Annotated in this window: 19 protein-coding genes; 15 read left to right on the top strand and 4 right to left on the bottom strand. The window is 75.5% G+C overall.

The window, feature by feature from the left end:
• The first annotated feature begins 106 nt into the window (after positions 1–106).
• Complete coding sequence (locus IE329_RS13605; RefSeq protein WP_229927415.1) at positions 107–2,014, top strand: sensor histidine kinase; 1,908 nt, start codon at positions 107–109, stop codon at positions 2,012–2,014.
• Positions 2,015–2,086: 72 nt separating this feature from the next.
• Positions 2,087–2,755, top strand: coding sequence for a response regulator transcription factor (locus IE329_RS13600; protein ID WP_073926926.1), 669 nt, complete (start codon positions 2,087–2,089; stop codon positions 2,753–2,755).
• Between the two features lie 108 nt (positions 2,756–2,863).
• On the opposite strand, the gene IE329_RS13595 is transcribed toward IE329_RS13600, so the two are convergent.
• Positions 2,864–3,292 carry an Lrp/AsnC family transcriptional regulator gene (locus tag IE329_RS13595; protein ID WP_190211106.1) on the bottom strand — a complete coding sequence of 143 codons (429 nt, stop codon included), beginning with the start codon at positions 3,290–3,292 and terminating at the stop codon, positions 2,864–2,866.
• A 69-nt stretch (positions 3,293–3,361) separates the two neighbouring features.
• Here IE329_RS13595 and IE329_RS13590 point away from each other — a divergent pair, with 69 nt between their 5' ends.
• The 6 genes from IE329_RS13590 to IE329_RS13565 all read left to right on the top strand — a co-directional run bounded on the left by IE329_RS13590 (position 3,362) and on the right by IE329_RS13565 (position 11,547).
• Positions 3,362–4,126, top strand: a complete 765-nt coding sequence (locus IE329_RS13590) for a lysine transporter LysE (protein WP_190211105.1) — start codon at positions 3,362–3,364, stop codon at positions 4,124–4,126.
• 648 nt (positions 4,127–4,774) lie between these two features.
• On the top strand, positions 4,775–5,509 hold the full coding sequence (locus tag IE329_RS13585) for a LysM peptidoglycan-binding domain-containing protein (RefSeq protein ID WP_190211104.1): 735 nt from the start codon (positions 4,775–4,777) through the stop codon (positions 5,507–5,509).
• 315 nt (positions 5,510–5,824) lie between these two features.
• Positions 5,825–7,504 (top strand): sigma-70 family RNA polymerase sigma factor, encoded by a 1,680-nt coding sequence (locus IE329_RS13580; RefSeq protein ID WP_190211103.1) that lies wholly within the window; start codon positions 5,825–5,827, stop codon positions 7,502–7,504.
• Positions 7,505–7,680: 176 nt separating this feature from the next.
• A complete protein-coding gene (locus tag IE329_RS13575; protein WP_229927414.1) occupies positions 7,681–9,879 on the top strand; it encodes an RICIN domain-containing protein in 2,199 nt (732 codons plus the stop codon).
• 171 nt (positions 9,880–10,050) lie between these two features.
• Positions 10,051–10,722 carry a hypothetical protein gene (locus tag IE329_RS13570; RefSeq protein ID WP_190211102.1) on the top strand — a complete coding sequence of 224 codons (672 nt, stop codon included), beginning with the start codon at positions 10,051–10,053 and terminating at the stop codon, positions 10,720–10,722.
• Between the two features lie 231 nt (positions 10,723–10,953).
• Positions 10,954–11,547, top strand: coding sequence for a TIGR03086 family metal-binding protein (locus IE329_RS13565; protein WP_190211101.1), 594 nt, complete (start codon positions 10,954–10,956; stop codon positions 11,545–11,547).
• 57 nt (positions 11,548–11,604) lie between these two features.
• Here IE329_RS13565 and IE329_RS13560 read toward each other — a convergent pair whose 3' ends face one another.
• Entirely contained in the window at positions 11,605–12,072 is a 468-nt protein-coding gene (locus tag IE329_RS13560; RefSeq protein ID WP_190211100.1) for a (2Fe-2S)-binding protein, read from the bottom strand.
• Positions 12,073–12,086: 14 nt separating this feature from the next.
• Positions 12,087–14,342: a xanthine dehydrogenase family protein molybdopterin-binding subunit gene (locus IE329_RS13555; RefSeq protein ID WP_229927413.1), complete on the bottom strand. Its 2,256-nt coding sequence runs from the start codon at positions 14,340–14,342 to the stop codon at positions 12,087–12,089.
• Positions 14,343–14,554: 212 nt separating this feature from the next.
• Between IE329_RS13555 and IE329_RS13550 the strand changes: the two genes are divergently transcribed.
• The 3 genes from IE329_RS13550 (at position 14,555) to IE329_RS13540 (ending at position 16,010) form a co-directional block, all read left to right on the top strand.
• Positions 14,555–14,983: a protein-tyrosine phosphatase family protein gene (locus IE329_RS13550; RefSeq protein ID WP_190211099.1), complete on the top strand. Its 429-nt coding sequence runs from the start codon at positions 14,555–14,557 to the stop codon at positions 14,981–14,983.
• A gap of 114 nt (positions 14,984–15,097) precedes the next feature.
• Positions 15,098–15,421 carry a MazG-like family protein gene (locus IE329_RS13545; RefSeq protein WP_190211098.1) on the top strand — a complete coding sequence of 108 codons (324 nt, stop codon included), beginning with the start codon at positions 15,098–15,100 and terminating at the stop codon, positions 15,419–15,421.
• A gap of 52 nt (positions 15,422–15,473) precedes the next feature.
• Complete coding sequence (locus IE329_RS13540; protein WP_229927412.1) at positions 15,474–16,010, top strand: NUDIX domain-containing protein; 537 nt, start codon at positions 15,474–15,476, stop codon at positions 16,008–16,010.
• A 120-nt stretch (positions 16,011–16,130) separates the two neighbouring features.
• Here the strand turns inward: IE329_RS13540 and IE329_RS13535 are convergent, their stop codons facing one another.
• Positions 16,131–17,024 (bottom strand): hypothetical protein, encoded by an 894-nt coding sequence (locus IE329_RS13535; RefSeq protein ID WP_190211096.1) that lies wholly within the window; start codon positions 17,022–17,024, stop codon positions 16,131–16,133.
• A 315-nt stretch (positions 17,025–17,339) separates the two neighbouring features.
• Between IE329_RS13535 and IE329_RS13530 the strand changes: the two genes are divergently transcribed.
• The 4 genes from IE329_RS13530 (at position 17,340) to IE329_RS13515 (ending at position 23,851) form a co-directional block, all read left to right on the top strand.
• Positions 17,340–18,938: a M4 family metallopeptidase gene (locus IE329_RS13530; RefSeq protein ID WP_190211095.1), complete on the top strand. Its 1,599-nt coding sequence runs from the start codon at positions 17,340–17,342 to the stop codon at positions 18,936–18,938.
• 287 nt (positions 18,939–19,225) lie between these two features.
• Complete coding sequence (locus tag IE329_RS13525) at positions 19,226–20,128, top strand: SigB/SigF/SigG family RNA polymerase sigma factor (RefSeq protein WP_190211094.1); 903 nt, start codon at positions 19,226–19,228, stop codon at positions 20,126–20,128.
• Between the two features lie 250 nt (positions 20,129–20,378).
• On the top strand, positions 20,379–20,531 hold the full coding sequence (locus IE329_RS13520) for a hypothetical protein (RefSeq protein ID WP_190211093.1): 153 nt from the start codon (positions 20,379–20,381) through the stop codon (positions 20,529–20,531).
• A 359-nt stretch (positions 20,532–20,890) separates the two neighbouring features.
• On the top strand, positions 20,891–23,851 hold the full coding sequence (locus IE329_RS13515) for a polysaccharide lyase family 8 super-sandwich domain-containing protein (RefSeq protein ID WP_190211092.1): 2,961 nt from the start codon (positions 20,891–20,893) through the stop codon (positions 23,849–23,851).
• Positions 23,852–23,863 lie beyond the last annotated feature (12 nt).

The following is a 23,863-nucleotide window of genomic DNA, read 5'->3' as shown; positions in this document are numbered from 1 at the left end:
CGCCGTCCGCCGGCCGTCCTTGCCGGGCGGGGTCGCGACTTTCGTCGCGGCACCCGACGACCAAGGGGGACGGCCGGCCGCCGGGCGGGCCGGTTAGCCTCGCCGGGTGGCAGCGACACCAGGGGCAACGGACCGAACGACGGCGGCCGGTACCGGTCCGGCCGGCGGGGCGACGAGCGGTACGGCGACGAGCGGGACGGCGACGAGCGGGACGGCGACGAGCGGGACGGCGACGAGCGGGACGGGGGCCGGCACCCCCGGCCGGGACAGGGGCGGCCGGGGCCGGCTCGGCCGGGGCACCCCCGGCCGGGGCACGGGCCGGGCGGCGGAGCGCCGCGCGGCGCTCGGCGGGCTCGCCGGCCGGGCCGTCCGCCGGGTCCTCCCCGGACCCTGGGGGGCCTGGGCGCTGCTCCGGGAGGGCATCGGCCTGCTGGTCGTCTCGGGGCTGGCGGCGCTGATCGTCGCGGTCGCGCACCGCGGGCCGCTGGAGCCGGTGCTGTACGTGGCCGCGGTCGCGCTGCTGTTCGCGATGCGCCGGGGGCTGCCGGTGCCGGTGATGCTCGTGACGGCGGCCGGTGCCGGGGCGATCGACAGCTTCGCCCCGCTGCTCGTCTGCGCCGCCTGGTCGGCCGGCTACCGCGTCACCCGGGCGCTGCCCACGCTCGGCGTGATGGCCGCCTCCTTCACCCTGATCACGGCCACCGCCGTCCTGCACGGGGACGACGTCGTCCCGGCCAAGGGGATCGCGGGGTTCGCGCTCGGCGGCTTCCTGCTGTTCGCCGCGCTGCCCGCGCTGGCCGGCCGCTACCACGCGCAGCGCCGGGCGCTGCTGGTCGCCCTGCGGGAGCGCAACGACCAGCTGGAGCGCGAGCGGGTGATGATCGCGCACCAGGCCCGGCTGCGGGAGCGGCACCGGATCGCCCAGGACATGCACGACAGCCTCGGGCACCAGCTCGCCCTGATCTCCGTGCACTCGGGCGCGCTGGAGGTGGACCGCTCGCTGACCGACCCGCAGCGCGCGGCGGTCGGCGTGCTGCGGCAGGCCGCCGTCGCCGCGATGCGCGAGCTCCGGGTGGTGGTGGGGGTGCTGCACGAGGAGTCCGCGCCGCCCGGGGCCGGCCGGGCCGGCGGCTCCGGCGGCGGGCTGGACGGGATCGGGCGGCTGGCCGAGAGCTCCCGGGCGGCCGGCGCCGCGGTGGAGCTGAGCCGCAGCGGGGACGCCCGCCCGCTCCCGGCGGCCACCGAGCACGCCGCGTACCGGATCGTCCAGGAGGCGCTGACCAACGCGCACAAGCACGCGCCCGGCGCGCCGCTGACCGTCGCGCTGCGCTACGAGCCGGACGCGCTGGTGGTCGAGGTCGCCAACGGCCCGGCGCCCGAGCCGCCGCCCGGGCAGGTGGTCAGCGGCGGCCAGGGCCTCACCGGGCTGCGCGAGCGGGCCCGGCTGGTCGGCGGGATGGTGCACGCCGGGCCGTCCGGCGAGGGCGGCTGGCGGCTGGCCGCCGTGCTGCCCTACGACCACGACGGGGCGGCCGCACCGGCCGAGGGCACGGCCGGGCGGCCGGGTGCCCTGCCCGGTGACCCGGCCGCCGGGGCCGGACCGGGCCTGGGCACCGGCCGGCCCGCCGGGCCCGGCCGGACGGGACTGCGCAACCCCGCCGTCGGGTGCGCCGCCGGCGCCGGTGCGGTGGTGCTGGCCGTGGCGGGCCTGCTGGTCTGGGGCGGGCTGGCCTTCGTGCAGGCCCTGGACGACGCCACCGTCAGCAAGAGCACGTACGAGTCGATCGCGGTCGGCAGCGCCGAGGCGGACGTCCGGGCGAAGCTCCCGGCCGGCAGCCGCGCCCTCACCCAGGGCTACCAGGGGACGGGGCCGACCCCGCCGGCCGGGGCGTCCTGCTCCTGGTTCATCTCGGACGAACCGGGGGCGGACGGCTTCGACGACGAGTACGTGGCCCGGTTCTGCTTCAAGGACGGCGTGCTGATCGACAAGCAGCACTACCGTGCGAAGGTATGACCGTGCCGCGTGCCACGCGGCCGGCCCCGGCCGGGCCGGAGCCCGGCCCCTGCCCGTCCAGGAGGACCAGCAGTGATCCGAGTCCTCGTCGCCGACGACGAGCCACTCATCCGCGCCGGGATCAGGATGATCCTCTCCTCGGCCGACGACATCGACGTCGTGGCCGAGGCGGCCGACGGACGCGAGGCGCTGGAGCTGGCCCGCGCCCACGGGGTCGACGTGGTGCTGCTGGACATCCAGATGCCCGTGATGGACGGCCTCACCGCGCTCGCCGAGCTGCCCCGGGCCGCGCCCGGGGCCCGGGCCCTGGTCCTGACCACCTTCGGCGAGCGCGACAACGTGCTGCGCGCGGTGGCGGCCGGCGGCGCCGGGTTCCTGCTGAAGGACACCGCGCCGGCCGAGCTGATCCAGGCCGTCCGGGCGGCGGCCGGCGGCAACGCCTTCCTCTCGCCGGTGGCCACCCGGTTCATCGTGGACAGCCTGGCCGCCGGCCCGGCCGGTCCCGCGGCGGCGCGGGCCGAGGCCGCCCGCCGGCGGCTGGAGGCGCTCACCCCGCGCGAGCGCGAGGTGCTGGCCCTGCTGGGGGAGGGGCTCTCCAACGCGGACGCCGGCGCGCGGATCCACATGAGCGAGGCGACCGTGAAGACGTACGTCAGCCGGATCCTCGCCAAGCTGGGCTGCGACAACCGGGTCCAGGCGGCGCTGCTGGCCCGGGACGCGGGGCTCGACACCACTGGCTGACCGGGCCGGTGTCCCGGAGCGGTCCGCCCGCCGGGGAGGCAGGGACCACCGGCCACCTCCCGGCCCGGGTCCGGCCCCGGGCGCGGGCCTCCTCGCCGGTGCCCCGGTTCAGCGGGAGGCGATCCGCAGCGCCAGCCGGGTGCTGGAGTGGGCCACCCCGGCCTCGTGCTTCAGCCGTCGCAGCAGATGGTCGAGCGCGGCCGCGTCGGCGGCCCTGGCCCGGAGCAGGTAGTCGTGCGCACCGGTGACGTGCACGGCCTCGGTGACACCGGGCAGGCGTAGCACCGTCGTCTCGAAGGCGTCGCTGTCCGTCTCCGGCCGCAGGGTCACGTCGATGAAGACGGTCAGGCCGGGGCGGCCGTCGGCGGCCGGGTCCACCAGGGTGGTGAAGCCCCGGATCACGCCCGTCCGGACCAGCCGCCGCACCCGGTCCGCCGCCGCGTTCGCGCTGAGGCCGACCCGGGCCCCCAGATCGCGGTAGGAGATCCGCGCGTCCGCCCGCAGCAGGCCGAGAATGTCGCTGTCCAGTTCGTCCATGCCGCGATTATCGCGGCCCCGGGGCGGATGCGGCCGGGGAAGCCGCCGCCGGTCTGTGACGGTGGCCCGATGACCGACTACTTCGTCCTGGTGGACCCCTCCTTGGCCCGGCCGCTGCTCGCGGGCGGTGCGGCGGGCCTGGGGGTGGCCCTGCCGCTCGGTGCGATCGGCGTCCTGCTGCTGGAGGAGGGGCGGCGGGGGTGGCGGGCGGCGGCCGGCGCGGCCGCCGCCGTCGCGGTGGCCGACCTGCTGTACGCGGCGCTGGCGGTGACCGTCGGCTCCCGCCTCTCCGCCCTCCTCGCCGGGTGGGAGGGGTGGACCCGGGCCGCCTCGGCCGCGCTGCTGGGCGTGATCGCGGTGCGCGGGCTGCTCGCGCTGCTGCGCCCGCGCGAACGCCCGGGCGCGCCGGCCGGGGCGGGCGCCGGGGGAGTCGCCGGCGCCGGGGGCGAGGGGACGGCCGAGGACGGGGGAGGAGCCGCGAGCCGTGGGCCCCGGGACTCCGGTGCGGGGGGAGCGGCGCCCGCCTTCGTCCGCTTCCTGCTGCTGACGCTGGTCAATCCGGCGACGGCGCTCTACTTCCTGGCGCTGGTCTCGGCGGGCGGCCCGGGCGGCCCGGGCGGGTCCGGTGGCGGCGGTGCGGTGACCGGCGCCGCGGCGGGCGCGGCCTTCGCGGGCGGGGTGTTCGTGGCCTCGCTGCTCTGGCAGCAGGTGCTCGCCGCGCTGGGGGCGCTGGCCGGCGCCCGGCTCACCGGACGGGTGGCGCGGACGTTGACCTACGGGGCCGGTTACGGCCTGGTGGCGTACTACGCGGTGCGGCTGGCACTGCCGGCCTGAGCCGGCCCCCTCCCCGGGCGGGCCGGGCCCCGGAGGCGCCGGAACAGCGCGCCGGAACGGGGTGGGGTGGGCCCGGCTGCCGGGTGGCGCTGAGGTTTCCGGGGGTTGAGGGACCGTCGGACCCGCGGTGCCGTGTGGCGGGCGCCACCCGGGAGCGGGCGGCGCGCTGTCCGGCGGGGGCGGAATGTCACGGAGCGTCCGCCCGGGCTCGCTGCGCGTCGTCCGTGTGGGCGGGCTCACAGGCCCTCAGGTGTGAGGGCGGGCACCGAAATGTCTGATTTGATCATGCAAATACGGATAAAAAGGGGCATTTCAGGCATCATTCCTTGATCAATACCGCCGGTAACAGTGGACTGACCTGGGAGAACTCGTCAATGGTTGAACCAAACCTCCCAGGACCGTAGGTTCGTTGTCGTCGGTGCAACGAGCACCACCCGGGTTCACCCCCGACGCACGGCCCGCCGGACCATCCGGTGCGGGACGTGCCCGCCGGAGCGACCGCTCGAACAGGTCGCAGGTGTGCGGAGGGTTTCCGGGGCGGCGCGGCACGCTCTTCCGCGTGTCCGGCCGCTCTTCGAGCGAGGCGAGTGGGACAGGCCCCTGGGGTCTGGTTCCGCATGCCTGCCCGGGACTGTCGAGAGGATCTACATGAGCTTCCGTAACGAGACCACCACTGCCACCACCAAGACCGCCACCAAGCGCAACCGCGTGCGGATGGCTCTGATCGGCGGGGCCGTTGTGACCCTTCCGGTGGCAGGCCTCGTCACGGCCAACTCGGCCTCCGCCGCCTCGGTGTCGACCTGGGACAAGGTCGCCCAGTGCGAGAGCACCGGCAACTGGAGCATCAACTCCGGCAACGGCTTCTACGGCGGCCTGCAGTTCACCTCCTCCACCTGGGCCGCCTTCGGCGGCACCGCGTTCGCGCCGCAGGCCAACCAGGCCACCAAGGCGCAGCAGATCGCCATCGCCGAGAAGGTGCTGGCCTCGCAGGGCCCCGGCGCCTGGCCGGTCTGCTCGGTCAAGGCCGGCCTGACCGCCGGTGGCGCGGCCGCCGCCGTGGACACCGAGGCCCCGGCCGCCAAGCCCGCCGCCGAGGCGCCCGCCCCGGTCAAGAAGGACACCAAGCCGGCCACCTCCTCGGACGCCGCCGCCCAGGCGCCGAAGTCCGAGAGCAAGCCGGCCTCCACCGACGCCGTGAAGTCGTGGAAGCAGGACGGCCGGCACAACACCGCCAAGGGCAGCTACACCGTCAAGAGCGGTGACACCCTGGGCGCGATCGCGGCCAAGTTCGGCACCTCGGTGTCGAGCCTGCACGCCAAGAACGTCCAGGTCATCGGCGCCAACGCCGACCTGATCTACCCGGGCCAGACCATCACCGTCTGATCCCGCCCCGCAGCACCGGCAGCCGCCCCCTCCTCGGAGGGGGCGGCTGTCCGCGTTCCGGCGGCCGGCCGGCCCGGCGTCAGGGCCGCCCGTCCGCGGCCGCCTTCGGGCCCCTCCCGCCGAAGCCCCCGCCCGGGCAGCCGCCCCACCCCCACCCCCGCCCCACCCCGCGTCCGGGCCCGTCCGCCCTGCGTCCGAGAGCCCGTTCCGAACTTCCGAAGAAGTCGTTCCGGATTTCTGTTATCCGGCCGGGCACCACAGGTCTCCTAGGTGTCAGGGCATGTACGGGCAGGTCCACGGGGAGAGCGGACGCAGGTGAACAGTGCACACGGGGCCGCCACGGTGGCGGCGGCGCAGGCCGGGGACGAGCGGGCGCAGGGCGAACTGATCGCGGAGTACCTGCCGCTGGTCTACAACATCGTCGGCCGGGCCCTCGGCGGGCACGCCGATGTCGACGACGTGGTGCAGGAGACCATGCTGCGGGTCGTCGACGGGCTGGGCGGCCTGCGCGACGCGACCTGCTTCCGCTCCTGGCTGGTGGCCATCGCGATGAACGAAGTCCGCCGCCGGCAGCGGGCGCACAGCTCCGAGGCGCTCTGCGACGGCCTGCACGAGGCCCGGGAGGTCGCCGACCCGGGCGCCGACTTCGTCGGCCTGACCATCGTCCGGCTCGGCCTGTCGGGCCAGCGCCGGGAGGTCACCGAGGCGACCCGCTGGCTGGACCGCGACGACCGGGAGCTGCTGGCCCTCTGGTGGCTGGAGGCCGCCGGCGAACTGACCCGGGCGGACGTGGCCGTCGCGCTGGGCCAGTCCCAGCAGCACGTGACCGTCCGGGTGCAGCGGATGAAGACCCAGCTGGAGGTCGCCCGGGTGGTGGTCCGGGCGCTCTCGGCGCTGCCGCCCTGCGAGGAGCTGGAGTCGCTCACTGCCGCCTGGGACGGCGCCCCTGGCTCGCTCTGGCGCAAGCGGATAGCCCGTCATGCCCGTGACTGCGTGGCCTGCGGCGGTCATCGCAACGGTCTGGTGCCCGCCGAGGGGCTGCTGGCCGGCCTGGCGTTCGTCCCGGTGCCCGAGCACCTGGGCGGCCTGCTGCCGACGGCCTTCGGCCCGGCCGGGTCCGGCGCCGCCGCGGGTGCCTCCTCGGCCGCGCCCGCACCCGCCGCGCCCGCACCCGCCGCGGTCCCGCCGGCCCCCGCGCCGGCCCCGGTGCCGAGCCCCGGCGGGACGGCGTTGCGACAGCTGGCCCGCCACCCGTTCCGGCAGGTGCCCGGCTCGCCGGCCGTGCTCGGCAGCATCGCGGCGGTGGCCGCCGTCGCCTGCCTCGCGTACGTGGTGCCCGAGGGCCCGCGGCCGGCCGACGTCCGGGCGGTCGTCGCCCCGGCCGCCGAGCCCGCCCCCGTGCCGACGGTCTCCGAACCACCCACCCCCGCACCGCCGTTGCCCGAGCCGTCGGTGACGGTGACGGTCACCGCCTCCGGGCCGACCGCCGCGCCGCTGCCCCCGTCCGCGCCGCCGAGCCCCTCGCAGAGCCCCCGGCCGGTGCGCACGACGGCCACCGTGCCGCCGCCCGCGCCCGCAGCCGTGCCCTCGGTGGTACCGGCCGTGGCGCTCGACCCGTTCGAACGGCAGCTCGTCGACCTGCTCAACACCGAGCGGGCGAAGCAGGGTTGCGCCCCGCTCCGGGTGGACCCACGGCTGAGCGAGGCCGCGCAGCGGCACTCGGACGACATGGCGGCGCGCGGGTACTTCGACCACACCGACCCCGACGGTGTCACCGCCCCGCAGCGGATCACCGCGGCCGGCTACCACTGGACCACGTACGCCGAGAACATCGGCTTCGGCCGGGACGACGCGGCCGTGGTGGTGGGGGAGTTGATGAACACCCCCGACCACCGGGCGCACATCCTGAACTGCGCGTTCAAGGACATCGGCGTCGGCGCCCGCTCCGGCCCCGGCGGGCCCTGGTGGACGCAGGACTTCGGGGCGGCCCGCTGACCCGAGGGCCGCTCCCCACCGGGCCCTGAGCCCCCGTCGACCACCTGAACCCCTCCCCGACCGCACCCTCGACCCTTCGGCCGCACGGCCGTTTTCCCCCGCCAGGACCCTTCCTGGCGAATCCCTCCTCAGGCATGCCCTGGGACGACCCCGCACAAGCAGACAGGACGATCGAGATGGCACGAAGGCGCTCCCTTCCGAAACGCAGTCCCCGCACCCTGCTGGTCACCGCGGCGGCACTGGCCGCCGCGGTGGCCGCCAGCGTGATCGGCGTCAACACCGTGACGGACGGCCAGCGTTCCGCGGTCGCCGCGGCCGAACAGCCCGCGCAGGACGGCGTCGTGGGCGAGGCCGCCGCCGGCACCGCCTCGCCGGCGGCGAAGCCCGAGCACAAGGAGCCGCCCACGCCGATCAAGGAGATACCCAAGGACGACCCGGCCCGCGGCCTGGTCTACACGGGCCTCACCCCGGCGCCCAAGGAGGACCCCTGCGTCGGCGTCTACCGGGTCTCCGACGCGGCGCTCTGCACGCACGGGCCCGACGCCCCGCCGGCGGGCGTGGACATCCACAAGAACACCGAGCCCGCGGTGGCCGCGACCACCCCGGCGCCCGCCGTGCCGGGCGAGGGCGACGCCAAGCCGCCGTCCGCCTCGGACCTGCTGGCCGGCCAGCCCCCGGTGATCGACGCGCAGACCGGTGCCGTGGTCGGCGCCCCGGCCGGACAGGCCGCCGCGGCCGCGCCGGACGCCGTCGCGGGCGCCCCCGCCGGCACGGCCGCCGCCACCGGCGACGCCTCGGTCGTCTGCGACGGCGACGGCACCAGCGGCAACCGGGTGCAGGTGCTGTACCTGCACGCCCCCGGCCAGGACCGCTTCGCCCAGTACCTGCCCTCCTTCAAGAAGTGGGCCGCGGACACCGACGCGATCTACAACGCCAGCGCCGGCGAGACCGGCGGCGTGCGCCACGTCCGGTACGTGACCGGCGCCGACTGCACCGTGTCGGTGCTGAACGTCGAGATCTCGGCGGCCGCGCTGCACGAGTTCGGCTCCGCCAACGACGCCCTGGCGTCGCAGGGTTACAACCGCCGCGACCGCAAGTACATGATCTTCGCGGACGCCCAGGTCTACTGCGGCATCGGCACCTTCAACGGTGACGAGCGCCCGGGCCAGGACAACCGCAGCAACTTCGGCCCCTCGTACGGCCGGACCGACTCCGGCTGCTGGGGCGGCTCGACCGCCGCGCACGAACTCGGCCACAACCTCGGCGCGGTGAACAACAGCGCCCCGCACACCAGCAAGGCCGGCCACTGCGTCGACGAGTGGGACATCATGTGCTACTCGGACGCGCCGTACTACCCGAAGATGCAGACCATCTGCCCCGACCGCGGTCACGACGAGCGGCTCGACTGCAACCACGACGACTACTACAACACCGCCCCGCAGCCCGGTAGTTACCTGACCACGCACTGGAACATCGCCAACAACCAGTTCCTGATAGCGGGCGGCGGCAGCAAGCCCGACCCCACGACCAGTCCCTCGCCCACCCCGACCACCGGCCCGACGACCAGCGCCTCGCCCAGCCCGAGCACCAGCGCCAAGCCGAGCCCGAGCGCCTCGCCGACCAAGCCCAACCCGACCAACTCGCCGAGCCCGACCGGCACGCCGGCGCCGACCGGCGGCCCGGACATGACCGCGAGCCAGATCACCCAGAACTCGGCCGTCCTCAGCTGGCCCGCCGTGGCCTCCGCCGCCGGCTACGAGATCCAGCTGAACGGCAAGCCGCTGGCCACCGTCCGGTCGACCGTCGTCCGGGTCGTCCAGCTGCGCCCCGACACCGCCTACTCCTTCGCCGTCGCCGTCCGTGACCAGCGCGGCGCCACCACCAAGCCGGGCCGCCCGGCAGCCTTCCGCACCCCGGCGGCCGGCGGCGGCAGCACCGGCCCGACCGCTCCCGGCAAGTCGTACCTGCTGCTCAACAGCCTCACCGGCCAGTCGGCCGACATGTGGGGCAGCTCCACCAACGACGGTGCCGTGCTGATCGGTTACCAGCGCACCGGCTACGCCAACCAGCGCTGGCTCTTCGACGACGCGGGCGACGGGTTCCTGCGGATCAAGTCGGCGGTCTCCGGCAAGTGCCTCCAGGTCGGCGGCCGTCTGGTGGCCGGCCAGTACGTGATGCAGCAGCCCTGCAACACCGCGGCCACCTCCCAGCGCTGGAAGCTCACCGCGGCCGGCAGCGGCTGGACCCTGACGGCGGACGGCGCCCCGCTCGCCCTCGGCGTCAGCAGCCGCTGGTACTACGGCGGCCGCCTGCTCGAACTGCAGCAGCCGGACGCCCAGGGCTACCAGAACTGGACCGTCCAGCAGGTCTCCTAGCTCACGGCGGTCCCTGCCGGGGACCGCCCCCGACCCGTCCCGGGCCCGCCCGGACGACGTGGTCACCGGCCGTACGGGGGAGTTCCTCCCCCGTACGGCCTTTCCCCGATCCGGCAGGGCCCGACCCCCGGCGGGCCCTGCCACCGCCCCGAGAACCGACGAGGAGTCACCGTGCTGACCCCCAAACGCCCCGCCGGCCTGCTGGCGGTGTTCCTGCTGGCCCTCCTGGCGGCCCTCGGCCCGGCCGGGACGGCGGACGCCCACGGCGACACCATCCGCTTCCGGATCGCGGGCGCGCCCGACGGGCACCCCCGGGCCGTCGCCAGCTGGGAGAACGACGGGGAGCCGGTGGACGAGGAGGTCGCCGCCACCCTCAGCGCGGTGTCCGACGACGGCCGCTCGGTGGGCCCCTGGCGGCTGGTGCCGGTGCAGGGGAGCCCGGCGACCTTCAGCACCCGCGAACCGCTGCCGGTCGGCCGGTGGAAGGTGACCGTGGAGTCCGGGTTCCCCGCCCTCGGCCGGGGCGAGGCGGAGCTGACGGTGGACGTCGTCCAGGACCCGGCCCCCTCCGCGACGCCGGCCCCGGCATCCCCGGTGCCCGGGGCGGCCACACCCGTCCGGCCCGGCCCCTCCCTGGGCACCGCCACCCAGGCCGGCCCCACCGCCGCGGCCTCCGCCGCGACGGCCGCGACCGACTCGGCCCCCGCCACGGTGACCACCGCGGCCCACGCCCCGGCGCAGGGCTCCCGGGCCGGCCGGGCCTTCGGCGCGATCGCCGCCGTGGTGGTCGGCACGGCCGGCGTGGTGGCGCTGCGCGCCCGTCGCCGCCGGGCCGCCCGGTGAGGCAGGTCCGCTGACGCGGGCGGTCCGCCGCCCCGCGAGGCCGGAGCGGCACGTGGTGGTAGGTGGCGCTACGTGACGGTGCGGGGCGGCGCCGGGGGGAAGTCCCTGGTGACCGCGCCGGCCCGTTCGGGCGTACTCGGGCGGCGCGCCCCGGCCCGTCCTCCCGGGTGAGCGGGTGCCGGGGTGGCACGATCGGGCGGACCGGTATCCGATCCGTCCCGAAAGGCCGTCATGTCCGATTCCGACGATCCGGTCGAGCTGCTCGCCCGCGCACTGCGCCAGGCGGCCGACGTCGTCGCGGCGACCCGGCCCGAGCAGGGCGCCCTGCCGACGCCGTGCCGCTCCTGGGACGTGACCGGCCTGGTCAGTCACCTGCTCGGCGACCTGCGGCAGTCCCTCGTCCGGGCGAACGGCGGCACCCCGGACTGGAAGGCACCGACGGAGCGGGTCACCGAAGGCTGGGAGAAGGCCTTCCGGGCCGGGGCCGAGGAGCTGATCGCGGCCTGGCAGCGGGCAGGCGACCTCAGCGGCGTCCTGGACGTGCCCGGCATGGGCGAGGTGCCCGCCCGGTTCCCCGTCGACCAGCAGATCGTCGAGTTCGCCGTCCACACCTGGGACCTGGCCACCGCCACCGGGCAGTCCACCGACCTGGACGAGACGGTCGGCCGGACGGCCCTGGACTGGGGCCGGGGCGCGCTGCGCCCGGAGTTCCGGGGCGCCGAGAGCGAGGGACACGACTTCGGCCCCGAGATCCCGGTCGCGGCGGACGCCCCGGTGTACGACCAGCTGGCCGCCTGGGCCGGCCGCCGGCCGGCCGGCGTCTGACCGCACCGACCGCTCGGCCCGCGCCCGCCCCGGGCCGCGGGCCGCGGGCCCTGCCGCCTACCGGCCGGCCGGGCCCGCCGCCGCGGCCCGCTTGATCGCCTCCCGGATCCGCGGGTAGGTGCCGCACCGGCAGATGTTCTGGATCTGGTCGATGTCGGCGTCGGTCGGCGCCGGAGTGCGGCGCAGCAGCGCCACGGCGGTCATGATCTGGCCCGGCTGGCAGAAGCCGCACTGCGCCACGTCGCACTCCAGCCAGGCCTCCTGGACGGGGTGCAGCACCTCGCCGTCCGCGAGGCCCTCGATCGTCGTCACCCGCCGCCCGGCGCAGTCCTTCACCGCCACCGTGCACGGCTGGAACTCGGCGCCGTCCAGGTGGCTGGTGCAGGCCCGGCAGACACCCACCCCGCAGCCGTACTTGGGGCCGGTGACCCCCAGCTTGTCGCGCAGCACCCAGAGCAACGGCATGTCGTCCGGGGCGTCCACGGTGACCGGCCGCCCGTTGAGGACGAAGGTGTGACTGGGCATCGGTTCGGGGCCCCTCAGAAGGTGATCGGGAAGGAACGCGGGCTCCGGCCGGTGGCCCGGGCGTACGCGTTGGCGACGGCGGCCGAGGCGGCCGGCACGCCCAGTTCGCCCGCGCCCCCGGGCGGGCCGCTCGGCGGCATCAGGTGCACCTCGACGACGGGCGGGCTGTGCTGCTGCCGGGCGTAGCGGAAGTCCGCGAAGCTGCCCTCGCGCACCGCGCCGCGGTCGATGTGGTTGCCCGCCTGGAGGATCACCGAGATGCCGTCGATCAGGGCGCCGGTCAGCTGGGCCTCCAGCCCGCGCGGGTTGACCGCCCGGCCGACGTCGGCGGCGATCACCGCCCTGGTGACCCGCGGCTGCGCCGGGTCGGTGGCGTCGATCTCGACCAGGTAGGCGGCGCAGGAGCGGTGCTCCTCGTGGAAGCCGACGCCCTGGGCGTGCCCGGCCGGCATCGGCCGGCCCCACCGGCCCTCGGCGGCGACGGTGTCCAGCACCGCCCGGGCGCTCGCGCTGCCCAGCCGGGCGCGGCGGAAGGCGACCGGGTCCTGCCCGAGGGTGCGGGCGATCTCGTCCATCATGATCTCGTCGGCGACCCGGACCGTCCCCGAGTACACCGAGCGCCAGCTGCCGGTGGGCATGTCCAGCGGCACCTCCGCGAGCAGCTGGGTGGTCACCCCGAGCTGGTACGGGTTCTTCTCGGTGAGCAGAAAGAAGCCCTGGCTGAGGCTCAGCCCGCCGGCCTGGACGGCGAATCCGGCGGCGGTCAGCGCCTCGCCGAGGCCGTGCCGGAAGTCCGTCCGGACGGTTGCCACCCGGTGCTCGTAGGTCAGCACCTGGCCGAGCGCGTGGGTGGCGCGGATCCGGTGGTGGCCGGCCGGGCGCATCCGGCCGTGCCGCATGTCGTCGTTCCGGGTCCACATCAGCTTGACCGGCCGCCCGGCGGCCCTGGAGACCTGCGCGGCCTCCAGTGCGGCGTCGAAGAACAGCCGCCGCCCGAAGGAGCCGCCGCCGCGCACGACATGGACGGTGACGGCGTCCTGCGGCAGGCCCAGTTCGGCGGCGACGGCCTGCTGGGCGACGATCGGGGACTGCGAGGAGAACCACAGCTCGGCGCGGTCCGGGCGGACGTCGGCGACGGCGGTCAGCACCTCCATCGGCGCGTGGCTGACGAAGGCGAAGTCGAACTCGGCGTCCACGTGCAGGGTGAGCAGCGGCGGTACGAGGAACGGCAGGTTGGCGGCCCGCAGCCGGCTGCGGATGCCCGCGTCGGAGAGGTCGGCCAGCGGGCCCGGCCGCCAGGACACCTGGAGCGCGTCGCGGGCCTTGAGCGCCTGGTCGAAGGTCTCGGCGAGCACCGCCACCCCGCCGCCGCCGGGCAGCGGCACCACCGCGAGCACCCCGGGCATGCCGCGGGCGGCGGAGGCGTCGAAGGACTGCACGCCGCCGTTGATCGTCGGCGGCCGGGCCACCACCGTCGGCACCGCGCCCGGGACGGCCAGGTCGCCGGCGTACCGGGCCCGGCCGGTGACGATGTCGCGGGCGTCGATCCGCCCGGTGGGCGTGCCCACCAGCCGTTGCTGTCCGGGCGGCTTGGGCGTGGCCGGCACCGCGGGGACGGTCACCGCGGCGGCGGCCACCGCCAGCGAGCCGAACCCGGCGCGGCGCCCGTCGGGGGCGAGGACGGCGGTGTCCTCGGTGCGCAGCGAACCGGCGGGCAGGTCCCAGCGCCGGGCGGCGGCGGTGACCAGCCGGGCCCGGGCGGCGGCCGCCACCGCGCGGACCGGGTCGTACAGCGAGCGGACGGAGTTCGAGCCGCCGGTCAGCTGGTTGAACAGCAGGTCGGGCCGGGCGTCGGAGAGCGGCACGTCGACGTCCTCCAGCCGGGCGTCCAGCTCCTCGGCGACCAGCATCGCGACGGCGGTGGTGAGCCCCTGGCCCACCTCGGCCCGGGGCAGGTGCAGCACCACGCGGCCGGCGGCCGTCACCTCCAGCACCAGCAGGTGGGCGGTGGGCAGGCCCGCCAGGATCAGCGCGTCGCCGAGGTCGACGACGTCGGGCACGCCCGGCAGGCCGGGCAGGGCGCCGACGGCGGGTGCGGGTGCGGGTGCGGGCGCCGGGTCCGGGGCCGTCGCGGCGGCGGCGGTCGCGGGCGGCGCCGCGAGCCGGGTGGCGACGGTCAGGGTGGGCGCGGCCAACAGGTAGGTGAGGAACCTGCGGCGTCCGACGGACGCACGGTCGGGGGTGGAGGTGCTGATCGCCTGGCCCTTCACGCGGAGGCCGGGGCCGGCGGCGCCGGTCCGTGGACGCCGACGAGCTTAGGGACGTGTTACCGGCCGGTCAACATGGGCATGACGCCTCGCCGGGGGCGGCCCTCCGCCGGGTCGCACGCCCCCGACGACCGGACCGGCGGGCACGTCCGCACCCGCCGTCCGGGCCGGGCTCCGGGCAGGTCCGCACCCGCCGTCCGGGCTAGGCTCGCGGGGTGAACACCACCTGGGACGCCACGGCCGCCGGCGTACTGCGCCTCCCCTCCGGGCGGCTGGTCCGGGGGAGGGGGCTGAGCCGGCCGCTCCCGCCGGGCCCGGAGCCGGAGTTCGCGCTCTACCTGCTGGGCCACCCGCCGCCCCCGGCCGGCTGGGAGGCCCGCTGGGTGCGCTGGCCGGACTTCCGGCTGCCCGCGGACCGGGAGGCGACCCGCGCCGCCCTGCTCGAACTCTGGGAGCGCGCCCCGGAGGAACGGGTCGAGGTCGCCTGCGCGGGCGGCCGCGGCCGCACCGGAACCGCCCTGGCCTGCCTCGCGGTGCTGGACGGCGTGCCGGCCCCGGATGCGGTGGGCTACGTCCGCGAGCACTACTCCCGGCACGCCGTGGAGACCCCGTGGCAGCGCCGGTTCGTCCGGCGATTCCGCTGAGCGGGGGCGTCGCCGGACGGCGGCCGGGGTGATCGAAAACGGGTGCTTCGGCCCGGGCGCTCCCGGAACCTCCCGGGTTGAGGGGGCGAATCGAACAGGGTCATCATCGTCCGGGTGGACGACACCTGGGACATCATCAACTCGCTGGCCGCAAAACTTGATTCACGATCGAAGCAGCAGGGCGAGCAGCGCTGGCTGATCCAGATCGTCAAGCTGCAGGAAGAGGTCGGGGAGGTCGCCGAGGCCGCCATCGGAGCCCTGGGGGAGAACCCCCGCAAGGGGTACTCGCACTCCTGGGACGACGTCCGGGCCGAGGCCTGCGACGTGATCACCACCGGCATGGTGCTGCTGGCCCGGATGGGCGGCGACCCGCGGCGGACCTTCGAGGAGCACCTGGGCCGGCTGGCGGCCCGCGACCTCCGGCCGGGGCAGGGCTGAGATGGCCACCGGTACGCCGCCGACGCGCGACCGGCAGCACCGGGTATTGCCCGTGGCCGAGTTCACCGCCGGGCTGCCCAAGCACGTGGTCTCCGCGAGCCTGCTGCTGGCCGATCCGCGCGGGCGGCTCCTGATGCTGCACCAGGCCCACCCCTACCCGGGCCATCCCCCCTGGTGGCAGCCGCCGGGAGGGCTCGCGGACCCGGGCGAGCGCCCGTACGGGACCGCCCTGCGCGAACTGGCCGAGGAGACCGGACTCGTCCCCGCCCGGGCGCTGCGACTGCTCGCCGTCGACCACCGCAGCGCCGCCGGGGGCTGGCCGCCGGTGATCGACTTCTGCTTCGACGCCGGGGTCCTGCCTGCCGGGACGGCGGTCGCCCTCAGTGCCGAGCACGACCAGGCGGCCTGGCGCACCCCGGCCGGCTGGTGGCCCCGTCTGCAGCCCGAGCAACGGGCCTGGTTCGCCGCCGTCTGCCGCTCCCCGGCCACGGCGGGCGTGCTCTACCTGCACGACGGCCTGGAGCACGCCGGCACCGCCCGGCCGGCGACGCGGAGCGCGGGCGATCCCGCGCCGGAACGCCATGACTGACGTACTCTCCGTGCTCGTCACTGCCCCCGCAGTCGTCCGTGGCCTGGCGGCTTCCGGCCCTGGACGGTCACCGGCCGGCTGTGCGCCCGCCGGTGACCGGTGGGAGGGGCACCGCTGCGATCAGCGGTCCCAGCTGTCGAAGAAGTGGCTCTCCAGCAGGCTGCTCGGTTCGAAGCCGAAACTGGTGTCGGTGAGCAGCCGGACGAGGAACTCGCCCAGGCTGCAGTCGAACCGCTGCCATTCGTCGTAGCGGTCCGCACGGACGAGCACAGGCCAGTCGGACGGGTCGGCCGCGCCGGTCTGCCAGGCGAAGTCGATTTCCTGCTCGGAGCTGCCCCATTGGAGCAGCCCGTGCGGCGCCGGAAAGCTCGGCCGCGGAGCGAACCGGTCGGCAGCGGTCCTGGACCACGCGATGAGGTCGAGGTCCCGGTCGTTCGGGACGAGAAGGTCGACGTATCCGTCGAAGCTGCCGGAGCCGAACACGTCGACGATTTCCTTGTACTCCTTCGGCAGGGTGGCCCCCAGCGCGGTCTCCGTGGCCTGCCAGTCGACGACGGGGCCCTCTCCCGGCTTCCAGCCGGTGATCGCGCAGAGTCTCTCGACCCAGCTGCTTGTTGCGGGGAGCCCGGCCCATGCGGGGTCCGGGCGGTTCGCGACGACCACGACCGGCCGGGTTCCGGGTCCGCCGCCGATGGCGATCCGGCCCAGGCCGATCCAGTGGGCCCGGTATCCCCAGCCGGCCAGCTCCACCAGCTCGTCGCCGAACGCTTCCAGCAGCGCGAGGCCCGACTTCCGGGTGACGGTCGGGTCGACGAAGCGGTCCATGGCCAGGCTCCGAGGCCGGCCCGACCACTCGCCCAGTACGGAGACGAGCTCCGCGAACTCGTCCGGGTCCGTCTCCTCGGGAAGCTGGAGGACCGTTGCCTGCTCCCGGTGTTCCGGACCATGGCCGTCCAACAGGTTCTGGACCATGGCGATGAGGCCACTGCGGGACCGCTCCGGTGTCGGTGACATCGGACCAGTCAACCCGATCTCGTCCTGGTCCGGCCAGTTCGCCCATGCAGCGGACCGGTCACCAGGGCTCATCGATTCCCGGCCGGGTCGAAGGCCGGTCGGCCGGCGGGGGCGGACGACCGCCCGGGGAGGGTGGGGCCCCGGGGGCGGGGGAGGCGGTCCGTCAGGCCTGGTCACCGGTACCCACTCTGACCGAATCTGATCGTTTTTGGCTACGAATTGGTCAAGCTTCGCTCCGGTGCATAGCGCTGGTTGTCTGCTCATCGTCAAACTCTGGGCAGCTCAATCCCTGCAGCTACCCCCACAGGAGTCAGCGTGAGCCCCATCTCCGCGCGCCGCCGTCGCACCCTACCCGCAGCGATAGCGGTCGCCGCCACCACGGCGCTTCTCGCCGTGACCGTCCAGACCGGATCGGCCGCCGCCGTCACCACCCGCGACACGGCGATCGCCCACGCCAAGGCCAACGTCACCCGCAACGCCTCGGTCTTCGGCTTCGGCGCCGGCCAGGACCTCCAGGTCAAGGACGTCGTCATCGACCCGGACGGCAGCCAGCACGTCCGTCTCGACCGCACCTACCGCGGGCTCCCCGTCGTCGGCGGCGACCTGGTGGTCCATCAGGACGCGAAGGGCCGGCTGAAGGACTCCTCCCGGGCGGCCGCGCACGACGCCGCCGTGAAGTCCACCGTCCCCGCCGTCCCCGCCGAGACCACGGCCGGCCGCGCGCTGGGCCAGGCGCCCGGCATCACGGCCGCCACCAGCAGCCCCGAGCTGGTCGTCTGGGCCGCCGACGGCACGCCCCGGCTCGCCTGGCGGACCACCGTCGCGGGCGTCGGCGAGCACGGCCAGCCCGCGAGCCGGATCGTCGTCACCGACGCCACCACCGGCGACCAGATCGAGGCCTACGACGCCGATCAGGAGGCCACCGGCACCGGGAAGTCCGAGTACACCGGCACGGTGGGCATCGAGACCACGGCCCAGACCGGCGGCGGCTACGCCCTGGTCGACGCCGTCCGCGGGCACAGCACCCGGGACGCCCGCAACGCCTCCGCGAACTCCATCGGCGCCACCTCCGGCGTGCTGTTCACCGACGCGGACAACGTCTGGGGCGACGGCAAGAAGTTCTCCACCGACCGGGCGACCGCCGCCGTGGACGCCCACGCCAACACGGCCTGGACCTACGACTACTACAAGAACACCTTCGGCCGGAGCGGCATCAAGAACGACGGCAAGGGCGCCACCGTCTTCGTGCACGTCGGCACCAAGTGGGACAACGCCCAGTGGTCCGACGCCTGCTTCTGCATGATGACCGGCGACGGCGACGGGGTGACCGACCCCGAGCAGGTCGACCTCGACACCATGGGCCACGAGATGACCCACGGCGTCACCAGCGCGACCGCCAACCTCCGCTACAGCGGCGAGTCCGGCGGGCTGAACGAGGCCACCAGCGACATCTTCGGCACCATGGTGGAGTGGTACGCCAACAACGCCGTCGACACCCCGGACTACCTGTTCAGCGACCAGTCCACGCCGCCGTGGCTGCGCCGGATGGACAAGCCCTCGCTGGACGGCGCCTCCGCCGACTGCTGGAGCAAGAAGGTCGCCCAGCTCGACGTGCACAACTCCTCGGGGGTGGGCAACCACTGGTTCTACCTGGCCAGTGAGGGCAGCGGCGCCAAGACGGTCAAGGGCGTCGCCTACAACAGCCCGACCTGCAACGGCTCCACGGTGACCGGCATCGGCAACGACAAGGTCGCCAGGATCTGGTACCGGGCGCTGACCGTCTACATGACGTCCACCACCAATTACAAGGGCGCGCGGGTCGCCTCGCTGAGCGCCGCCAAGGACCTGTACGGCGCGGGCAGCGCCGAGTACAACGCGGTCGCCGCGGCCTGGAGCGCGGTCAGCGTCAGCTGACCCGCCGCGCACCGCGCACCGCGCGCACCGCACAGCGGCACGCGCACGCCGCACCGCTCGCCGTCCGGGGCCCGTCCAGGTCCCGGACGGCGTCGCGCTGCCGGGGGTCGCCCCGGGCGGGAGGCCGGCGCGGGCCGGCTCCGTCGGGGCCGCGCGGATGTGGGACATGTCATGGCGAAGAGCCATGAAAACGGGACATTCCGGGCATCGGGTTTGCGCCCGGTGCCGGTGCGTGGGTACGAAGGGTCGGAGGACAACGTCAGGCCCGACCAGCGGAAGGAAACCTCATGCCGGCTCTGCGAGACGTGAAACCACTTCCCGACGGGGGGCCCGCGGCACCGTCCCGGGACCGGTCCGCCGACGGCCCGGCAGCCCTGCCGGCGCCGCCGTTCCGGACGGTCCGCCCGGGTGAGGACCTCGGGACGCTCGGGCCGGCCGACGCCCGGGCCCTGTCCAAGGAGCTGTTCGTCCGGCTCGGCCGGCTGGAGCAGGGCACCCGCGAGTACTCCTACGTCCGCGGGACGCTGGTCGAGCTGAACCTGACCCTGGTGCGGTTCGCGGCCGCGCGCTACCGCGGGCGCGGCGAACCGATGGAGGACATCGTCCAGGCGGGGACGGTGGGCCTGATCAAGGCCATCGACGGGTTCGACCTGTCCGCCGGGGTGGAGTTCCCGACCTTCGCCCTGCCGACCATCCGCGGGGAGCTCAAGCGGTTCTTCCGCGACACCGGGTGGATGGTGCACGTCCCCCGCCGGCTGCAGGAGCTCAGGCTGGCCCTGGCCAAGGCCGGCGACGAGCTGGAACAGCGCTCCGAGCGGACGCCCACCGTGGCCGAACTCGCCGCCTACCTGGACCTTTCGGAGCGGGAGGTCGTGGAGGGGCAGAAGGCGGCCAACGCGCACTGCCCGCGGTCGCTGGACGCGCCGGACGACGGGGACGGCGGCGGCACGACGGCGGACCGGTTCGCCGTGGAGGAGAAGGGCTTCGAGGCGACGGTGCACCTCGAATCCCTCAAGCCGCTGGTGGCGGAGCTCCCGGAGCGCGAACGGACCGTGCTCGCGCTGCGGTTCGGGGCGGAGCTGACCCAGGCGCAGATCGGCGAGCGGCTCGGACTGTCCCAGATGCAGGTCTCCCGGATCCTGCTGCGGATCCTCGGGCGCCTGCGCGCCGGCCTGCTCACCGACGACTGACCGCGCGTCCTCGGCCGTTCACGGGCCGCCGTTCACGTGCCGCCGCTCTCCTGCGGCCGTTCACTCCTGCCGTTCACGTACTGCCCTGCCGCTGCGCCGCCGTTGGCGCACGGACGTTCGTCCGCTGCGGAGCCTGCGGCCGCCCGTCCGGCGGCGGGATGGGCGCGGACCGGGCATCCGGCGGATTCGCGCCGACGTGAGCGGGTAGGAGGTCGTTCCAAAGTCCGCCGAGCGTAGGAGGAACCACCCCATGGGAATCCTGATCCTGATGCTCGCCCCGCTGCTGCTGGCCGTGATACTCGCCTGGGGCAGTCTGAACGCGTCCGCCGCACGGCACCGTGCGGAGGGCCACGCGTCGAAGCCGGGGCCGGACCGGCGCCGAGGTCCGGCGAAGCACGCCTGAGCGGTGCTGACGGGACGTCCGGCGGCCGACAGCCGGCCGGACGTCCCGTCGGCCGTTCGTCGGCCGGGCCTCCGGGCCGGGCCTCCGGGCCGGGTGGCGGGCCCGCCGTCCGGCCCGCCACCGCCCCTGCCGTGGGCCGTCCCCGTTCTTCCCTGTCGTCCTCCCCCCTCGCCTTCCCCTCCCGCGTCCGCCTGACGGCCCCTGGGCCGCCAGGTTCGCGCTGTTCGTTGACGCGTGCGAGGAAAGCGCTTACCGTCGGCCTCGCCCGGACCGGAGCAGCTCCTGCCGGGCGCCGCGGCGCGCATCCCCCCACAGCGCCCCGCGGCCCCCCGCTGCCCGGATCCCCGGCAAGGAGCCCGATGAGCGCCGACCCGCACGACCTCACCCCCTGCGAAGCGACCCCGTCGTCCGGTCCGGCCGGGCCGTCCCGCCGAGGAGTGCTCCGGCTCGCCGCCGGATCCGCCCTCGCCGGATCGCTGCTGCTCTCCGCCGCGCCCGCCCGGGCCGCCGCCGACGCCTACGACGTGCTCCGGCTCCGCTGGCGCGACCTGCTCACCGGCACCGGCTTCGCCCCCGCCGCCGAGCCGTACGCCACCGCCCTGCGCGGCCTCGGCGACCGGGCCGGGGCGCTGTACGGCACCATGGCGCCCGGTACCGGCTCGCTCTGGCCGGACCTGCCGCTCGGCAGCGTCTCCGCCAACATCACCGGCAGCTACGTACGGCTGCGCACGATGGCGCTGGCCTGGGCGCAGCCCGGCACCGGGCTCACCGGGGACGCCGGCCTCGGCGCGGCGATCGCCGCCGGCCTCGACCACCTCCGGGCGAGCGCCTACACCCCCACCGCCACCGCCTACGGCAACTGGTGGGACTGGCAGATCGGCGCGCCGCAGGCGCTGCTGGACACCTGCGTGCTGGCCTACGAGCTGCTCACCGCCGCCTCGCTGAGCGGGCAACTCGCCGCCGTCGACCGGCAGGTGCCGGACGCGAGGGTCGCCTCCTACACGGGCACCAGCACCGGCGCCAACCGGGTCGACCTCTGCCGGGTGCTCGCCCTGCGCGGGGTGCTGGGTCGGAGTCCGGCCAAGCTCACCACCGCCGCGGGAGCCCTCTCCCCGGTCTTCCCGTACGTGCGCAGCGGTGACGGCCTCTACGCCGACGGCTCGTTCGTGCAGCACACCTGGGTCCCGTACACCGGCTCGTACGGCGAGGTGATGCTCGGCGGGCTGAGCAAGCTCTTCGCCCTGCTCGCCGGGTCCGCCTGGCAGATCGGCGATCCCTTGCGCCAGACCGTCTTCGACTCGGTCGGCGCCGCCTACGCGCCGTTCCTGTACAACGGACTGGTGATGGACTCGGTGTCGGGCCGCGCCCCCAGCCGGGGCCTGCAGAGCGCCGACCTGCTCCAGCTCCAGCAGGACGACCACGGGCGCGGGCACGCGATCATCGGCCACATCCTGCGGCTCGCCGACTCGGGCGCCGCCCCGGCCGCGCAGTCCGCCGGCTGGCGGGCCGCCGTGAAGGGCTGGATCACCCGCGACCACTACCGCCCCTACCTCGCGAACGCGGCCGTCGACCTGCCCGAACTCGCCCGGGCGCAGCAGTTGCTGGCCGACAGCTCGGTGACGGCGAGCGGCGAGCCGGCCGGAGCCCGGGTGTTCGCGATGGACCGGGCGGTGGTGCGGCGGCCGGGCTGGGCGGCCTCGCTGAGCCTCTGTTCGGCCCGCACCACCTTCTACGAGACCGGCAACGGGGAGAACCTCCGTGGCTGGCACACCAACAGCGGCCTGCTGGCCTGGTGGGGCGCCGACTACGGCAACGGCCAGTACTCGGACGCGTTCTGGCCGACGGTGGACCCGTACCGGCTGCCCGGCACCACCGTGTCGCGCAAGCCGCTGGCCGACGCCGCGGGCGGTGCCTGGGGCGCCGCGCGGCCCGCCGCCGTCTGGGCGGGCGGCGCCACGGACGGCAGCTACGCGGCGGTCGGCCAGGACGTCCGCGGACTGTCCTCCACCCTGAGCGGCCGCAAGTCCTGGTTCCTGCTGGACGATTCGATCGTCTGCCTGGGCGCGGGCATCAGCTGTGCGGACGGCGTGCCGGTGGAGACGGTCGTGGACAACCGCAACCTGGGCGCTGCCGGCACGCACGTCCTCACGGTGGACGGTGTCCGGCAGCCCGACACCCTTGGCTGGTCCGGGCGGCTGACCGGGGTCCGGTCGCTGGCGGTCGCCGGCTTCGGCGGGTACGTCTTCCCCGGCGGGGCGACGGTGAACGCCACCCGCGAGGAGCGGAGCGGCAGTTGGCACGACATCAACGTCAACGGGAGTACGCAGGCACTGACCCGGCGCTATCTGACGGTCTGGTTCGACCACGGGACGGACCCGGCCGACGCCGCCTACGCCTATCTGCTGATGCCGGGCGCGGACGCCGCGGCGGCGGCCGCCAGGGCGGCCGCGCCCACCGTCACCGTGCTCGCCAACACCGCTTCGGCGCAGGCCGTTTCGGACAGTGCCTCGGGGGTCACCGCGGCCAACTTCTTCGCCGCGGGGACGGCCGGGCCGGTCACCGTGTCGGCGCCCGCCTCGGTGCTGCTGCGGGAGTCCGCGGGCGAGCTGGCGATCACGGTCTGCGACCCGTCGCGGGCGTCGGCGACCGTCACCGTCACCGTCGCCCGCTCCGGCTACCTGGGCGCGGTGGCCGGTCCCGGGGTCACCGTGCTGTCGGTGGACGGTGCGGTGGAGCTGCTGGTGGAGGTCGGCGGGGCGCAGGGCGCCGGCCGTACCGTCACGCTCAGCAGGACCGGTACGCCCGCCGGCGCCGTCGCCGCGGCCCTCGCCCCCACCCGGGACGGCTACCTGCGGGACGGCACCTACGGCGACACCAACTACGGTACGGCGAGCACCCTCACGGTGAAGAACACCAACACCGCCGGGAGCGGTTTCGGCCGCAGGGCGCTGCTCGGCTTCGACGTCCCGGCCGTCCGGGGGACGGTCCGCCGGGCGGTGCTGTGGACGTACGGGGCGGTGGCCGACTCCGGCGGTACCCAGGCCTCGCTGCAGGCCTTCGCCACCGGCGGCGAGGCCTGGACGGAGACCGCGGTGACCTGGAACCGCTCACCCTCGCTCGGCGCCGCCCTCGGCACCGGCCGGGTCTGCGACGTGGCGGACTGGGCCGGCCTGGACGTCACCGCCGCCGTGGCCGCGGCGGCCGGCGGCGAGCTGACCCTCGCGGTCTGGCAGCCGCTCGGCGCGGTGGGCCTGGCCGTCAACCTCAACAGCCGGGAGAACGCGGCCCGTCAGCCCTTCCTGGAGATCATCAGCTCCTGACCCGGCGGGGCG

The organism is Kitasatospora indigofera, from assembly GCF_014655955.1.
Lineage (GTDB): Bacteria > Actinomycetota > Actinomycetes > Streptomycetales > Streptomycetaceae > Kitasatospora > Kitasatospora indigofera.
This window is presented reverse-complemented; position numbering and strand designations above follow the sequence as displayed.

Excerpts from the sequence above, each read along its gene's own strand:
- IE329_RS13565 (WP_190211101.1), top strand. The coding sequence starts at position 10,954 with ATGTCCGATTCCGACGATCCGGTCGAGCTGCTCGCCCGCGCACTGCGC.
- IE329_RS13560 (WP_190211100.1), bottom strand. The coding sequence starts at position 12,072 with ATGCCCAGTCACACCTTCGTCCTCAACGGGCGGCCGGTCACCGTGGAC.
- IE329_RS13525 (WP_190211094.1), top strand. The coding sequence starts at position 19,226 with ATGCCGGCTCTGCGAGACGTGAAACCACTTCCCGACGGGGGGCCCGCG.
- IE329_RS13535 (WP_190211096.1), bottom strand. The coding sequence starts at position 17,024 with ATGTCACCGACACCGGAGCGGTCCCGCAGTGGCCTCATCGCCATGGTC.
- IE329_RS13515 (WP_190211092.1), top strand. The coding sequence starts at position 20,891 with ATGAGCGCCGACCCGCACGACCTCACCCCCTGCGAAGCGACCCCGTCG.
- IE329_RS13595 (WP_190211106.1), bottom strand. The coding sequence starts at position 3,292 with ATGGACGAACTGGACAGCGACATTCTCGGCCTGCTGCGGGCGGACGCG.
- IE329_RS13585 (WP_190211104.1), top strand. The coding sequence starts at position 4,775 with ATGAGCTTCCGTAACGAGACCACCACTGCCACCACCAAGACCGCCACC.
- IE329_RS13520 (WP_190211093.1), top strand. The coding sequence starts at position 20,379 with ATGGGAATCCTGATCCTGATGCTCGCCCCGCTGCTGCTGGCCGTGATA.
- IE329_RS13575 (WP_229927414.1), top strand. The coding sequence starts at position 7,681 with ATGGCACGAAGGCGCTCCCTTCCGAAACGCAGTCCCCGCACCCTGCTG.
- IE329_RS13590 (WP_190211105.1), top strand. The coding sequence starts at position 3,362 with ATGACCGACTACTTCGTCCTGGTGGACCCCTCCTTGGCCCGGCCGCTG.